This window comes from Amycolatopsis sp. NPDC003865, assembly GCF_053605345.1.
Window position 1 is genome coordinate 56794 of record NZ_JBSGJA010000016.1, and the last position, 14202, is coordinate 70995.

Below are 14202 nucleotides of genomic sequence, written 5' to 3' on the forward strand. Positions count from 1 at the left end.
CGTGCCCGCAGTCCGGCGGGACGTCGTGGTCGCCGGGGCGTCGGCCGGCGGGGTCGAGGCGCTGCGCGCGCTGGTCCGGTCGCTGCCCGCCGACTTCCCCGCCACGCTGCTGGTGACCATGCACTTGCCCCCGGGGGCCCGCAGCGCGCTGCCCATGATCCTCGACCGTGCCGGCCCGCTGCCGGCTTTGCCCGCCACCCATGGCGCGCCGCTGCGGCCGGGGGTGATCTACGTGGCGCCGCCGGACCGGCATCTGCTGATCGCCGACGGATCGGTGATCCTGACGAGGGGACCGACGGAGAACGGACACCGGCCGGCGATCAACGCGACCTTCCGCTCGGCGGCGGTGACGGCCGGACGGCGCGCCATCGGCGTGGTCCTCTCCGGCACGCTCGACGACGGCGCCGCGGGCTTGCGCGCGATCGTCGACCGCGGCGGCTTGGCCGTCGTCCAGGATCCTGGCGACGCTCTGTACTCCGGCATGCCCCAGAGCGCGCTGGCGGCGGTGGATGCGGAGTTCGTCCTCCCGGTCGGCGAACTCGGCGCGGCACTGGACAAGCTGGCCCGCGTCCCCCTGGAGCCCGCCGAAACGCCGCCGCCGTCCGGCGCCCTGCTGCTGGAGGACCGGATCGCCCGCGACGGCGTCCGGCTCGGCGCCGTGCCGCCGAGCGCGGACCTGCCGACCGCCGGGTACACCTGCCCGGATTGCCAGGGCCCGTTGCTGGAGACCGACCCCATGGGGCAGTACCGCTGCCGGATCGGGCACGCGTGGTCGGCCGAAGCGCTGCTGGGTGCGCACGACACGGAGTTCGAACGGGCGCTCTGGACGGCGCTGCGTTCGCTCGACGAAAAGGCGGGGCTGGCCGAACGCCTGCGGGACGACGCGGAGCACCGCAACCACTACCTGCTGGCGGGCCGGTACGCGTCGACGCAGCGGGAATGTGCCGTAGCCGCGGAGGCCCTGCGCAAGTTCCTGCTTTCGCTGCCGGCGGAGGCGCCGGAGGAGTCCGGACGATGACCGCCGCGGCCGGGCGCGTGCAGCTGGAACCCGAGTACCGGAGAGGCGCGACCACCGCGCTCGTCTCCGGGGTCCTCGACATCGAGTCGTACCCCCAGTTGCGCGACGGGCTGCTCAAGATCGCCGCGGAGGCCCCCGACGGGCTCATCGCCGACATCGACGGGCTGATCATCCGCGACCCGGCCCTCGTGACGGTGTTCTCGCTGGTCGCGATGCGGATCGGGGACTGGCCGGGCATTCCGTTCAGCGTCGTCACCGGCCAGGCCGAGCACCGGACGATGTTCGCCGACCGGACCGTCGACCGCTTCGTGCCGGTGCTCGTCGACCGCGAAAGCGCCGAGGACCGGCTGCTGGTGCCGCCGCGCCGCCGGGCCGCGCAGCTGCTGGCGCGGTCGGCGAACTCGTCGGCGCTCGCCCGCGACTTCGTCCGCCGGGTCTGCACGGAGTGGGCGGTCCCGGACCTGGCCGACGACGCCCTGCTCGTGGTCACGGAGTTCGTCGAGAACGTCATCCGGCACACCGAGTCGGCCCCGCGGGTACGGCTGGAGCTGCGGGGCGGCCTGCTGAGCGTCGCGGTGAGCGACGACGACCGGAAGCAGGCGGTCCTGCTCGAACGGCTCGGGGCCCTCGAACCGGGGCTCGGCCTGCGCATGGTCGCCCAGGTGGCGAAGGTCTGGGGCTGCAACCGCTCGTGGTCCGGCGGCAAGGTCGTCTGGGCGGTGCTCACCAGGCGTGCCGCTCCGCCCGGTGACGGCGACGGCGGGTAGCGTGTCGCACCGTGACCGAGCCCAAGGAGCCGAACGGCGAATTCGAGTCGGTGCTCGCCTACCTCAAGGAGTCGCGGGGCTTCGACTTCACCGGGTACAAGCGGAGCAGCCTGATGCGGCGCGTCCGCCGGCGGATGAGCCAGATCGGTGTCGAGAACTACACCGACTACATCGACCAGCTCCAGGTGAACTCCGAGGAGTTCGTGTCGCTGTTCAACACGATCCTGATCAACGTCACCGGGTTCTTCCGCGACCCCGACGCCTGGGAGTACCTGCGTGAGCACGTGCTGCCCGGCCTGCTGGCCGAGCGCAGCCCGGAAGAGCCGATCCGGGTGTGGAGCGCGGGGTGCGCGGGCGGTCAGGAGGCCTACAGCCTCGCCATGCTCTTCGCCGACGCCATCGGCGTCGACGCGTTCCGCCAGCGGGTCAAGATCTACGCCACCGACGTCGACGACGAGGCGCTGGCGCAGGCCCGGCACGCGGCCTACACGCCCGCCGAGGTCGAGGGCCTGACCGAGGACCAGCTGGAGCAGTACTTCGAGCTGCAGGGCAGCCGGTACTGCTTCCGCAAGGACCTGCGCCGCTCGGTGATCTTCGGCCGCAACGACCTGGTGCAGGACGCGCCGATCTCGCGCATCGACCTGCTGGTCTGCCGCAACACGCTGATGTACTTCAACGCCGAGACGCAGACGAAGATCCTCGAGCGGTTCCACTTCGCGCTCGCCCCCAAGGGCATGCTGTTCCTCGGCAAGGCCGAGATGCTGCTTTCGCACGCCCGGATCTTCGAGCCCCTCGACCTCAAGCGCCGCGTGTTCCGCAAGGCCGTCAACGCCCCGGTCAGCTACAACCACTTCATCTCCACGGGCTTCCCGCAGCGCCGGACCCGCGACATCTCCGGGCTGGACGAGCTGCGCGAGCACGCTTTTTCGGCGAGCCCGGTGGCGCAGATCGTGGTGACCGAAGACGAAGTCACCGCGCTCGTCAACGCGCAGGCGGAAGTCGCGTTCGGACTGTCCGAACGCGACATCGGCCGCCCGCTGCGCGACCTCGACGTGTCCTACCGGCCGGTGGCGCTGCGCGCGTACGTCGAGCAGGCGCGGCTGGAGCGCCGGTCGCTGCGGATCAAGGACGTCGAGTGGCGCCGGGCCGGCGAGGTCGTCTGGTACGAGGTGCACGTCAACCCGTTGGTGGGCAAGGAGAAGAAGCTCCTCGGCGTGTCCGTGGTGTTCCACGACGTCAGCTGGGCACGGCAGCTGCTCACCGAACTGGAGCACACGAACCGCCAGCTGGAGTCGGCCTACGAAGAGCTGCAGTCGACGAACGAAGAGCTGGAGACCACGAACGAGGAGCTCCAGTCCACGGTGGAGGAGCTGGAGACCACGAACGAGGAGCTCCAGTCCACCAACGAAGAGCTGGAGACGATGAACGAGGAGCTGCAGTCGACCAACGACGAGCTCCAGACGATCAACGACGCCCTGCGCGAGCGCAGCCTCGACCTCGACGAGGTCAACGAGTTCTTCGAGTCGGTGCTGACGTCGGTCCAGGCGGGCATCGTGGTGGTCGACCGCGAGATGCGGGTCAAGGCGTGGAACCGCGGCGCCGAAGATCTCTGGGGTGTGCGCCGCGAAGAAGCCGAAGGGACGCACCTGCTCAATCTGGACATCGGGCTGCCGCTGACGGACCTGCGCCCGGCGGTCCGCGACGCGCTGGCGGACGCGGGATTCCACACCGAGGTCACGCTGGAGGCGATCAACCGCCGCGGCCGGGCGACCGTGGTCAGGCTGCGCTGCAGCGCCTTGCGCGGCGCGAACGGCGACAGCCAGGGCGCACTGCTGATGATGGAGGAAGCCGCGCCGGCCACGTAGCCACCGGACCAGGCGGGGACGCCGTCACGGGGGTGCCGCGCGTCAGCCGGACTGCGGGTCGCTGTCGTCGTGCTGGTCGCCGCTCGACGTACCTTGTTCCCCGCGCAGGGTCTCGCGCTGCGCCTCGGGGGTGTCGCCGTGCGGGTCTTCGCCCTCGGCCGGGTCCGTCGGGTGCTGCGTGCGGTCCTGCGATGTCATCTCGAATCCTCCTCCGGAGTCGTTTCCGCAGGCGGTTACCCCGCCGGTTTCCGTTCAACCACCCCGCGGCCGATCCGTTTGCCCCGATCTTCGCCGGGTAGCCCGGGGCGACGCGGACGTCCGCCGGCGGATGCGCCGGGGCCGCGGCGAGGCGAAGGAGACCGAGATGACCACGTCGGCGGAACCCGTCCGCCCGGGCCCCTTGGCCGCCCGGCCCGTCGTCCTCCGGCCCGCTCCGCGGCTGCTGCGGCTCCCGGGCGTCTATCGCCCCCAAGAAGACACCGCCCTGCTCGCCGCCGCGATCGCCGACCTGGCGATCCCGTCCGGAGCGCGGGCTCTGGACCTGTGCACCGGCACCGGCGCGCAGGCACTCACGCTCGCCCGCCGCGGCGCGGAAACCGTACTGGCACTGGACCTCTCCCGTCGCGCGCTCGCGTCGGTCCGCCTCAACGCCCTCACCCGGGGCCTGCGGATCCGGCCCCGCCGCGGCGACCTGACGACCGCGCTGGGGGAGGGGCCGTTCGACGTCGTCGTCGCGAATCCGCCGTACGTGCCGTCCCCGGCCGCCACGGTCCGCTCGACCCGCGGCTGGGACGCGGGCCCGGACGGCCGTGCCGTGCTCGACCCGCTCTGCGCGCAGGCGGGCACGCTGCTGCGGCCCGGCGGCACCTTGCTGATCGTCCACTCCGCACTGTCCGGTGTGGACAAGTCGCTGGAGATGCTGGCCGCGCAGGGGCTCCGGGCCGAGGTGGACCGGACCGCGCGCATCCCGTTCGGCCCGGTCCTGTCCGGACGGAGGGCGTTCCTGGAGGCCGCCGGCCTGATCGAGCCGGGGCAGCGGATGGAAGAGCTGGTGGTGCTGCGTGCCGAACGCTGACCGTCCCCGCCGCGTCACCGTGGTTCCGGGTGGACCGATCCTCGTCGAGGGACCGGTCGAGCTGTGCACGCCCGACGGCGACGTCGTCACGTCCGACCGGTTCGTCGTCGCGGTGTGCGCGTGCCGCCGGAGCAAGCGGTTCCCCTTCTGCGACACGAGCCACCGCAAGCGCGTCCGGGCTCAGCCCGGCGGCTGACGCAGCGACGACCGCCCGGCGCGCCAGCTCTCCAGCAGTCCCGCGCCGAAGCGGCCCTCCAGGAACTCCGTCGCCTGGATCCCGAACACGACGTCGGCGGCCAGCCCGGGCTCCCGCTCGAGCAGGTCGCCGAGCACGTCGTGCCGCATCACCTGTTCGTGGACGGCGTCCGCCTCGATGTGCTCGGTGTAGAAGAACCGGCACGCTTCGGGCGCGTCCAGCCGCCGCAACGCCTGGTCCAGCCGCGTCGCCGACGGCGCCGTCGTGATCTCCGCCGCCGCGAAGTGCCCGCACAGCGCGCCCCGCAGCGACCGGTGCAGGCCGAACAGCGACATCATGTTGACCACCGCGAGCATCGTGCCCGGCACCCGGTCGATCAGCTCGAGGTAGCCGTCCGGCAGGCCCGCGGCGCGCAGCAGGTCGGTGTAGAGGCGGGAGTGCGCGAGCTCCGCGCGGCCGCCGCCGTACTCGTCGAACTCCACCGCCACCAGCGCCGCCTTGGCGCGACCGCGCAGCCGCGGGATCACCCACGCGTGCGGGTCGGCTTCCTTGTGGTGGTAGATCGAGCGGTGCGTGAAGTACTCGCGCACCTGGTCCCAGTCGCCGTGGTCGCGCAGGAAGTGCGAAACCCCTTCGGCGTCGACCGGTTCGACCAGCAGCGCGTCGAGCTCGGCGGCGACGTCGTCGCCGCCCGGCACGGTGTCGCGCAGCGCGGCCAGGAACCGGGCCTCGAGGGCCCCGCGCAGCCGCAGCAGTTCCGGGTCCCACTCCCAGTCGGCCGAGACGCCCGGCAGGCCCTGGTAGTGCAGCTCGTAGCACAGGTGCAGGGCGAGCTGGAGGTCGTCGCCGAGCGGGTCGGCGTCCGCGAGGCCGTCGAACTCCAGGTCCGCGCGCGGCTGTTCGCGCAGCAGAGTCCGGCGGACGGAGCCCGAAAGCGGACCGCGGGAGGCCGGCAAGGTGGCGGCGAAGGTCGTCATGGCCGGGGTTTACCCGGTCAGCCGCGTTCCATGCCCCGGCGGGACGGTCCGCGCGGTCAGCCACCGCACCGCTTCCGCCGTCCCGCGCCCCGCCACCGCGCGCTGCTGCACCGAGCCGGTCCCGTCGGCGCGCAGGGCCGCGACGAGCGCTTGGACCTCGGCCAGGTCGCCGCTGTCTTCGAGCGCTGTGCGGACGTGCTCCAGCAGCGCCTCGACCCGCGACCACGCCGGGCCGCGCGTCTCCTCGATCGGGTCGACGAGCAGGCCGGTCAGCCCGTGCCGCGCCGCGGCCCACACCGCGGCCGCGCTCACCTGCGGCGACAGCGGCGCGGCCTCGCGCCCGGCGGCGAGGTCGGCCAGCGCCTGTCGCACCAGCGCCCGGCTCAGCAGGGCCTGGAGCACGGCGTGGTCGACGGTCAGCGCGGTGTCGGCGACGCGGAACTCGACCGTCGGGAACCGGCCGGACGGGCGGGCGAGCCAGAACGTCTGGTCCGGGTCGACGAGCGCGCCGCAGTCGACGAGCGTGCCGACCAACCGCCGGTAGGAGGCGTGGTCCCGCAGGTGCGGCGCGACACCGGAGCCGGGGAACCGGGACTGCAGCACCATCCGCCAGCTGTGGTAACCGGTGTCGCGCCCGTGGTCGAACGGCGCGTTGGCCGAGAGCGCGAGCAGGGTGGGCAGCCAGCGGCCGAGGTGGTTGACGACGGCGACCGCGGTGTCGGGGTCGCCGACCCCGACGTGGACGTGGCAGCCGCAGGCCTCGTAGTCGGTGACCACCGCGCCGTAAGCGGCATCGATGGCGGCGTAGCGGCCGGTGGCCGCGGGCGCCGCCGTCGCCGGCCCGGGTCCGACCGGCGTGCCGGTGGCCAGCAGGGCGCAGTCCTCGGCCGCGGCCGCGCCGGCCAGCACCCGCCGGGCCGCCGTCAGCTGGTCACGCAGCTCACCGGCGGTGGTGCAGACGCCGCTGGCGGCCTCGATCTGCGTGAGCCGCAGCTCGCGGTGCACCCGGGCGCCCTCCGGCAACGGACCGTGGTGGCGGTACCGCGCCAGCACCGCCTCCGCGCCCGGCGATGCGTGCCCGGTACGCGGGTTGACCAGCAAGAACTCTTCTTCGACGCCCATGGTGGGCGGACCGTCGGACACGGGCGGGCTCCTTCCGCGGGAAGCTCGCCGGCGATTACCCGCTCCGGTCCCGGAAATGCGCCCCCGCCGGGCGTTGTTTGGCCGTCGCCGCGAATCGGGTACCTGACTTCTCATGACTACTCATTTCCGGCGCGGAGAGGCTCCGACGGCCTCGCCGGCCCATCAATTGCCTTCGCCGCGCGCGCCCGCCGACCTGCACAGCGAGGTCCGCTGGAAGAGCGCCGACGCGATCGTCGTCCATGTGGCGGGCGACATCGACGCGTGTACGGCGCCGGACCTGCAGGGAACCCTGGCCGCGCACGTCCTGGCCCGGCCCGCCACCCTTCGCGTCGACCTCGGCGAAGTCTCCTTCCTCGGCACGGCGGGCATTCGGGCGCTTCAGCGGGCGCACCTGCTGGCCGATGACGCCGGCGTGCACCTCGTCGTCGACCCCGGCGAGTCCCGCGCCGTGGGGCGCGCGCTGGACCTGCTCGGCCGGCTGGGTGCCGATCCGCTGCCGAAGTCCTAGTCCCCACCGGTCAGCAGGTCGACTACGGCCTCGGCCCGGTTCTTCTCCGCGAAGGCGCGGCGCTGCCGGTCGGCGCCGCCGCCTTCGGCGACCAGCCGGGCGATCCCCTCCCGTGCGAACTCCAGGTCGCCCGCCGCCTCCAGCGCGGGGGCCGTCAGCGCGATCAGGTCTTCGAGCACCGCTTTCGCCGGCTCCAGGTCACCCGTGCGCGGATGCGGGCACGAGCCGGTCACGCCCTCCTTCGACGCCCGCCAGAGCCGGCCGCGCAGCACTTCGTTCGACAGTTCCGGCGCTGGGCCGCCGGTGTCCAGCGCGGTCGCGACGAGCCCGCGGGCCAGTACCGCCAGCAACACCGCTTCCGACGGTGTCGCGGCGACATCGGAGATGCGGAACTCCAGCGTCGGCTGCTTTTCCGAAAGCCGGACGTCCCAGTAGATCATCCCGCGGTCCAGGATGGCGCCGCTGCGCAGCCAGCCGTCGACGATGCTCTCGTACTCGTCGAGCGAGGCGAACCGCGGCGGCGGCCCGGCCGAAGGCCACCGGCTCCACTGGTGGTAGCGCCAGCTGGCGTAGCCGGTGTCGTAGCCGTCGACGATCGCCGAGTTCGCGGTGATGGTGAGCAGGACGGGCAGCCACGGCCGCACGCTGTTGAGGACGTCGATCCCGCTCGCCTTGCCGGGGATCGCGACGTGCACGTGGCAGCCGCAGGTGAGCGAAGTCCAGGCGGTGGCGCCGAAGTGCTCGGCCATCCGCTGGTACCGCGGGTTCGGCGTGATTTTCGGCGGCTCCGCTTCGGCCAGCGGGGGCGCGCCGGCGGGCAGCAGGCGGTAGCCGCGGGCCCGGGCCGCCTTGGCCAGGTCTTCGCGCAGCCCGCTCAGCTGGCGCAAGGCTTCGGCGTGCGTGCCGCAGACGTCGGTCGCGGCTTCCGCCTGGGACAGGTTCAGCTCGTGTTGCAGTTCGCCGGGAGCGTCTTCGGCGGCCTCCGCGGCGTCGACGACGTCGTCGCCTGCCTGCGAAAGGTGGCCGCGCCGGTCGACGACGAAGAACTCCTCTTCGATGCCGAAGGTCAGCACGTCTGGATTCACCGGGGCTACTCCTGCGGGTCGGGGAGCGGACGGAATACCCGGGCGCGTGCCTGCGCAAACGGCGTTTTCCCGGACGGGGAGCGGGTAATCGGCCCGGCATGAACGCTCCCACGCCGTCACTGCTGGCCGCCGACGCCGGGGCCACCCTGCGCCGGCTCGCCCGCAGCCTCGGTGACGGCGAACTCGACTCACCCGCCGAGGTGTACCGCGTGCTGGTCGCCCTGCGGCTGCTCGCGGGCGACCTGGCCTGCCTGCTGCCCGCGCTGCAAGGCGGGCTGGAGGAGGGCCTGCTGGCCGGCCGGGTGAGCGGGGACGCCGTCGCGGCGACGTGGGACGCGGTGGGGGAAGCCGGCCGGGCACTGGCCCACGCCCGGACCGTGGCCCTGCTGATGACGAAGGAACTGGAGAACGCCCAGGTCACCCTGCGGGACCTGGCCGCACCGTGAGGACACCGATGTCGACCGACGCGATCGTGCTGCTCAAGAACGACCACAAGACCGTGGAGAAGCTCTTCAAGGAGTTCGAGAAGGCCGGTGAGGAGGCGTACGCCGAGAAGCGCCGGATCGCCGACTCGATCATCGAAGAGCTGACAGTCCACGCGTACATCGAGGAGGAGATCTTCTACCCGGCCGCCCGCGAAGCCGTGCCGGAGACGAAGGACCACGTGCTGGAGAGCGTGGAAGAGCACCACGTCGTCGTGTGGATGCTGTCCGAGCTGCTGGGCATGGACCCCCAGGACGAGACGTTCGACGCGAAGGTGACGGTGCTGACCGAGAACGTCCGCCACCACGTCGAGGAGGAAGAGGACGAGTGGTTCCCGGAGGTCCGGTCGGCGATGGGCCGCAAGAAGCTCCAGGAACTGGGGCAGCGGATGATCGACGCCCGCGGTGACGCGCCCAAGAATCCCCTCGACCTCACCAGCGCCAAGGCCTAGACGAGTAATGCGTAAGTCTGGGTGGTGACCAGAGACAGGCGAAGGGTGTCCAAGATCCGTTTGTGACGACAGACCTGAACACCCTTCTCACCGCACTCTACGTCAAGATCGACGACCACCTCGCAGGCAGGCGCCGAACGGGCAGACCGCCAAAGCTGACCGACGCCGAACTGGTCACCCTGGCCGTGGCCCAGGCGCTGCTGGGGTTCACCTCCGAGGCCCGCTGGCTGCGGTTCCTGCCGGCTCGGATGCCCGGCGCGTTCCGCTACCTGCCCGGCCAATCCGGCTACAACCGCCGCCTGCGTGCCGCGTTGCCGCTGATCAAACACGTGATGCGCTGGCTCGCGGCGGACACCGACCTGTGGACCGACACGACCTGGATCGTGGACTCCACCCCGGTCGAATGCGGCCGATCCCGGCCGACGGTGAAACGTTCGGAGCTGGCCGGCTGGGCCAAGTACGGCTTCTGCCGCTCCCACTCGCGCTGGTTCTGGGGACTGCGGCTGCATCTGGTCTGCACCCCGGCCGGACTCCCGATCGCCTGGGTCCTGGCCGACCCGAAAGTCGACGAGCGACAGGTACTCATGGCCATCTGCAACCACGAACCCCACCTGCTCACCGACCGGCCCGGGCTGCTGATCATCGCTGACAAGGGCTACGTCTCCCGCGAATTGGACCACTACCTCGCCGAGCGCGGGGTCCGGCTGATCCGCCCCTCCTACCGCAACCGCACACCCCACCCCGGCGAACCGCTGCTCAAGTCCATCCGCCAGCTCATCGAGTCGGTCAACGACACCCTCAAAGGCCAACTCAACCTCGAACAACACGGCGGCCGCACCATCGACGGCGTCGGCGTCCGCGTCGCCCAACGCCTCCTCGCATTGACCGCCGCCATCTGGCACAACCGCGCCACCGGCCAACCCATCACCCGATCACTGACCGCCTACGACCACTGACTGAGTTACGCATTACTCGTCTAGCTCCGCGCCACGACCCGGACCGACTTCAGCTCGGAGTCGGCCGGGTCGGGCAGTTCCATGCCCGCTCCCAGCCCGCTGCGCAGGTAGCCGAGGATCGGCTCGGTGAGCACCTCGCCCGGCAGGACGCCGGGGGCGCCCGGGGGATAGGGCGTGATCATCTCCGCCGCGATCCGGCCCGGCGCTTCGGACAGTGGCACCTGTTCAGTGCGGCCGAAGAACGCGTCGCGCGGCAGCATCGCCGTCTCCAGCTCGAACTCGTGCGGCGGCGGGATCTCCACCGACGGCGGCTTCTCGAACGACGGCGCGGCCTTCAGCAACGCCCCGAGCGCGTCGACCAACGTGGCCGCCGTCCCGTCGTCGTCGGCATGGGTGAACTGCGCGACGATCCGGCGGTGGTCGGACAGGCCCACGGTCACGTGCTGGTGCTCGCGCAGCCAGTCGGCGGCCTGGTAGCCGCTGATGCCCAGCGGGTCCAGGTCGAGCACGACCTTGAGCGGGTCGACGGAGTCGGCGAGGTCCGGGCCGAGGAACTCGTCGTGCAGCACGGTGAGACCGAGCTCGCCCAGCCGGCCGCGCACGGAGGTCACCAGCCGCAGCGCCCCGTCGAGCAGCTCTTTGCCCTGCTCGGCCATCTGCCGCCGCCAGCCGTCGAGGGCCGCGTACACCAGTGAGCTGGGGCTGGTTGTCCCGAGCAGGTCCTCGCGCGCCTTCAGCACCTTCGGGTCCACGCGGTCGCCCTGCAGGTGGAACACCGAGCTCTGCTCGACCGCGGCGCCCATCTTGTGCACGCTCGTGACGCACACGTCGGCGCCCGCGTCCATGCCCCAGGGCGGCAGGCCGTCGTGGAAGGGCAGGTGCGCGCCCCACGCCTCGTCCACGATCAGCGGGATTCCCTGCTCGTGGCACCAGTCGGCGACCGCGCGGAGGTCGCCGCACGTGCCGTAGTCGGTGGGGGTGACCATCAGTGCGCCCTTGACCTCCGGGTCGCGCTCGTACGCTTCGGCGAACTCCCGGACGCCCGGCGGGTGGGTCATCCGCTGCTCGGCGTCCCAGTGCGGCCGCACCCACACCGGCTGCACGCCGCTGACGATCAGGCCGGAGATGACCGACTTGTGGACGTGCCGGGGCACCAGCAGCTTCTCGTGCGGGCCGGCGACCGCCAGCATCGCGCTCTTCACCGACAACGAGCTGCCGCAGGTGGAGAAGAACGTGTGCTCGGCACCGACCGCGTCGGCCATCAGTTCCTGGGCCTCGGCCAGCACGCCCCGGCGCATCAGCCGGTCGTCGAGGCCGTTGAGCGCGATCACGTCGGACCTGAACACGTCGGCGCCGACGACCTCGACGACCCGCGGGTCGATCCCCCGGCCCTGCTTGTGGCCGGGCGCGTTGAACGGGACGTACCCGATCCGGTGGTAGTCGCGCAGTGCTTCGAGCACCGGTGCCTTGCTGTGGTCCATTCCGCGCGGGTAGCCGGAAGCCGGCCGGGTGAAACACCCCCGTGGTGTGGCCGTGCGTGGTAGGGGTATTCCGGTGGGCATGGAGTGGCACGAAGAGCTGCACGAGCGGGCCGACGAGCGGATCGACGCGCTGGCGGACCGGCTGTGGTCGGTCGCGACCGACCTGCACGAGCGGCCGGAGCTGTCCTATGAGGAGCACGCGGCCGCGGAGCGGCTCACCGGGGAGCTGGCCACCGGCGGGTTCGCCGTGGAGACCGGCGTCGCCGGGCTGCCCACGGCGTTCGTCGCGCGGGCGGGCAGCGGCCGGCCGTGCGTGGCGCTGCTGATGGAGTACGACGCGCTGCCGGGGCTGGGGCACGCGTGCGGGCACAACCTGATCGCCGCCGCCGGGCTCGGTGCCGCCCTGGCCGCCCGCGAGGTGCTGGCGGACGAGCCGGGATCGCTGCTCGCCGTCGGCTGCCCGGCCGAGGAACGCGGCGGCGGCAAGGTGGCGCTGGCCGAGGCGGGTGTCTTCGACGACGTCGACGCGGCCCTGATGGTCCACCCCGGCGTGCACTCGTGGTCGTGGGCACCGCTGACCGCGCAGGTCGAGCTCAAGGTGACCTTCCACGGCCGCGCGGCGCACCCGACCGGCGACCCGGAAGCCGGCATCGACGCCCTGGCCGGGCTGATCCAGGCGTTCGGCGCGGTCTCGGCCCTGCGCCAGCGGCTCCCGGCGGGTTCGCACGTCCAGGGCATCATCACCCACGGCGGCGAGGCCACGAACATCGTCCCCGACCGCGCCGAAGGCCGTTTCGGCCTCCGCGCCCTGACGACCGACGCGCTGGACCGCCTGGCCGAGGACGTCGCGACGTGCGCCCAAGGCGCGGCACTGGCGACGGGGGCGAAGGTCGACGTCGAACGCCTCGGGCGCGGCTACGCGCACTTCCGCGACAACCCGGTGCTGTCGGAGCGGTTCACCGAGCACCTGGCGGCGTGCGGCATCCACGCGACCCCGCCCGCGCCGGGGGTGTACCTGGGGTCGTCCGACATCGGCGACGTGAGCGTCCGGGTCCCGGCGATTCACCCTTTCGTGGCGATCACGGCGGAGGAGTACTCCGACCACACGGCGGAGTTCGCGGCGGCCGCGGCGAGCCCGCGCGGCCGGTCGGCGATGCTGGCGTCCGCGGCGGCCCTGGCCCGGACGACGATCGACCTGTGCACCCACCCGGCGCTGGTCAGCCGGGCGTGGGACTGCTTCCGGGACCTGGAGCGCAACGGCCGCTGACCGGCGGGCGGCGCAGGAGCCGTTCGACGTGGTTCATCGCCTCGACGCCTTCCGGGATCGCCTGCATGAGCCAGTTGTGGAACATCCCGCTGTACTCGCGGTAGTCCACCTCGGTCCCGGCCTCCCTCGCCCGCTCCCGGAACCGGCGGCAGTCCGGCAGCAGGACGTCCCGCGTGCCGATGAACAGCGTGATCGGCGCGAGCCCGGCCGGGTCGGCGTGGATCGGGCTGACCAGCGGGTCGTGCGGGTCGGTCCCCTCGGTGTACATCCGGCCCGCTTCGCGCAGCCCGGCGATGCCGAGCATCGGGTCGGTCTCGTCGAGCAGTTCCGAAACCGGGTCCTCGAGCAGGACGTCCAGCCACGGCGAGTACAGGATCAGCCGCTCGGGCTGCGGCCGGCCGCCGGCCCGCAGGTTCTGCGCGATCGCCAGCGCCAGCGCGCCGCCCGCCGAATCGCCGGTCACCACCACGCGTCCGGCGTCGATCCCGTCGTAGGCCGCCTGCACCATCGGGATCGTCGCGGTGTGGTCGTGGTGCGGCACCAGCGGGTACACCGGCAGCGTCACCGCGCAGCCGAGCCGCGCCACCAGGTCGGCCGCGTACTTCCAGTGGTGCTTCTCGACCTGTTCGACGTACCCGCCGCCGTGCAGGTGCAGGACGTGCAGGTCGCCGGCCGCGCCCCCGCGCGGCCGGAACGTGAAGCAGGGGAAGCCGTTCACTTCGTGCTGCTCCACGTCGCAGCGCCGCCGGATCCTGCGCGGTGGCCGGGCCATCGACGGCTTCTGGTGCCGGGGCAGCCGGTGGTGCAGCGCGGAGGCGTTGTCGTAGAACCGTTTCTGGCCCGACGCCCGCAGCAACCCCATCCTGACCTTCGCCTGCACGCTGACCACCACGAACTCCTTCCCGTCCGGGCCCGGGTACCCGAGCCCGG

General features: G+C 72.4%; 16 protein-coding genes. 10 read left to right on the plus strand and 6 right to left on the minus strand.

Going from position 1 to position 14202, the window contains the following annotated elements; genetic code table 11:
- The first annotated feature begins 1 nt into the window (after position 1).
- Genes ACWEVP_RS32650 through ACWEVP_RS32660 form a run of 3 tightly spaced genes read left to right on the plus strand, consistent with a single transcriptional unit; the run spans position 2 to position 3650 of the window.
- Positions 2–1018, plus strand: a complete 1017-nt coding sequence (locus ACWEVP_RS32650; RefSeq protein WP_452066404.1) for a chemotaxis protein CheB — start codon at positions 2–4, stop codon at positions 1016–1018.
- Complete coding sequence (locus tag ACWEVP_RS32655; RefSeq protein WP_452066405.1) at positions 1015–1785, plus strand: ATP-binding protein; 771 nt, start codon at positions 1015–1017, stop codon at positions 1783–1785. Before ACWEVP_RS32650 ends, ACWEVP_RS32655 begins: the two co-directional genes overlap by 4 nt.
- Positions 1786–1796: 11 nt before the next feature.
- Positions 1797–3650 carry a CheR family methyltransferase gene (locus ACWEVP_RS32660; protein ID WP_452066406.1) on the plus strand — a complete coding sequence of 618 codons (1854 nt, stop codon included), beginning with the start codon at positions 1797–1799 and terminating at the stop codon, positions 3648–3650.
- Between the two features lie 42 nt (positions 3651–3692).
- Here the strand turns inward: ACWEVP_RS32660 and ACWEVP_RS32665 are convergent, their stop codons facing one another.
- On the minus strand, positions 3693–3848 hold the full coding sequence (locus ACWEVP_RS32665; RefSeq protein WP_436392435.1) for a hypothetical protein: 156 nt from the start codon (positions 3846–3848) through the stop codon (positions 3693–3695).
- Positions 3849–4014: 166 nt separating this feature from the next.
- Here ACWEVP_RS32665 and ACWEVP_RS32670 point away from each other — a divergent pair, with 166 nt between their 5' ends.
- Positions 4015–4725 carry a methyltransferase gene (locus ACWEVP_RS32670; RefSeq protein ID WP_452066407.1) on the plus strand — a complete coding sequence of 237 codons (711 nt, stop codon included), beginning with the start codon at positions 4015–4017 and terminating at the stop codon, positions 4723–4725.
- Positions 4712–4921, plus strand: a complete 210-nt coding sequence (locus ACWEVP_RS32675; RefSeq protein ID WP_452066408.1) for a CDGSH iron-sulfur domain-containing protein — start codon at positions 4712–4714, stop codon at positions 4919–4921. The genes ACWEVP_RS32670 and ACWEVP_RS32675 overlap by 14 nt, the downstream gene beginning before the upstream one ends.
- Here the strand turns inward: ACWEVP_RS32675 and ACWEVP_RS32680 are convergent.
- Positions 4906–5898 (minus strand): iron-containing redox enzyme family protein, encoded by a 993-nt coding sequence (locus ACWEVP_RS32680; RefSeq protein WP_452066409.1) that lies wholly within the window; start codon positions 5896–5898, stop codon positions 4906–4908. The two genes, ACWEVP_RS32675 and ACWEVP_RS32680, sit on opposite strands and share 16 nt — an antisense overlap.
- A gap of 9 nt (positions 5899–5907) precedes the next feature.
- On the minus strand, positions 5908–7020 hold the full coding sequence (locus ACWEVP_RS32685; RefSeq protein ID WP_452066568.1) for a carboxylate-amine ligase: 1113 nt from the start codon (positions 7018–7020) through the stop codon (positions 5908–5910).
- A gap of 133 nt (positions 7021–7153) precedes the next feature.
- Between ACWEVP_RS32685 and ACWEVP_RS32690 the strand changes: the two genes are divergently transcribed.
- Positions 7154–7549 carry an STAS domain-containing protein gene (locus tag ACWEVP_RS32690; protein ID WP_452066410.1) on the plus strand — a complete coding sequence of 132 codons (396 nt, stop codon included), beginning with the start codon at positions 7154–7156 and terminating at the stop codon, positions 7547–7549.
- Here ACWEVP_RS32690 and ACWEVP_RS32695 read toward each other — a convergent pair.
- The gene (locus ACWEVP_RS32695) at positions 7546–8634 is read right to left on the minus strand and encodes a carboxylate-amine ligase (protein WP_452066411.1); all 1089 of its coding nucleotides are present in this window, start codon (positions 8632–8634) and stop codon (positions 7546–7548) included. The genes ACWEVP_RS32690 and ACWEVP_RS32695 overlap by 4 nt on opposite strands.
- A 98-nt stretch (positions 8635–8732) precedes the next feature.
- On the opposite strand from ACWEVP_RS32695, the gene ACWEVP_RS32700 reads away from it, so the two are divergent.
- From ACWEVP_RS32700 to ACWEVP_RS32710, 3 genes are all read left to right on the plus strand, one after another.
- A complete protein-coding gene (locus ACWEVP_RS32700; RefSeq protein ID WP_452066412.1) occupies positions 8733–9080 on the plus strand; it encodes a hypothetical protein in 348 nt (115 codons plus the stop codon).
- A gap of 8 nt (positions 9081–9088) precedes the next feature.
- Positions 9089–9568, plus strand: a complete 480-nt coding sequence (locus tag ACWEVP_RS32705) for a hemerythrin domain-containing protein (RefSeq protein WP_452066413.1) — start codon at positions 9089–9091, stop codon at positions 9566–9568.
- Between the two features lie 62 nt (positions 9569–9630).
- Entirely contained in the window at positions 9631–10524 is an 894-nt protein-coding gene (locus ACWEVP_RS32710; RefSeq protein ID WP_452066414.1) for an IS982 family transposase, read from the plus strand.
- Positions 10525–10544: 20 nt separating this feature from the next.
- On the opposite strand, the gene ACWEVP_RS32715 is transcribed toward ACWEVP_RS32710, so the two are convergent.
- A complete protein-coding gene (locus ACWEVP_RS32715; RefSeq protein WP_452066415.1) occupies positions 10545–12005 on the minus strand; it encodes an aminotransferase class I/II-fold pyridoxal phosphate-dependent enzyme in 1461 nt (486 codons plus the stop codon).
- Positions 12006–12084: 79 nt separating this feature from the next.
- Between ACWEVP_RS32715 and ACWEVP_RS32720 the strand changes: the two genes are divergently transcribed.
- Positions 12085–13272: an amidohydrolase gene (locus tag ACWEVP_RS32720; protein WP_452066416.1), complete on the plus strand. Its 1188-nt coding sequence runs from the start codon at positions 12085–12087 to the stop codon at positions 13270–13272.
- Here ACWEVP_RS32720 and ACWEVP_RS32725 read toward each other — a convergent pair.
- Positions 13223–14161 (minus strand): alpha/beta hydrolase, encoded by a 939-nt coding sequence (locus ACWEVP_RS32725; protein ID WP_452066417.1) that lies wholly within the window; start codon positions 14159–14161, stop codon positions 13223–13225. The genes ACWEVP_RS32720 and ACWEVP_RS32725 overlap by 50 nt on opposite strands.
- Positions 14162–14202 lie beyond the last annotated feature (41 nt).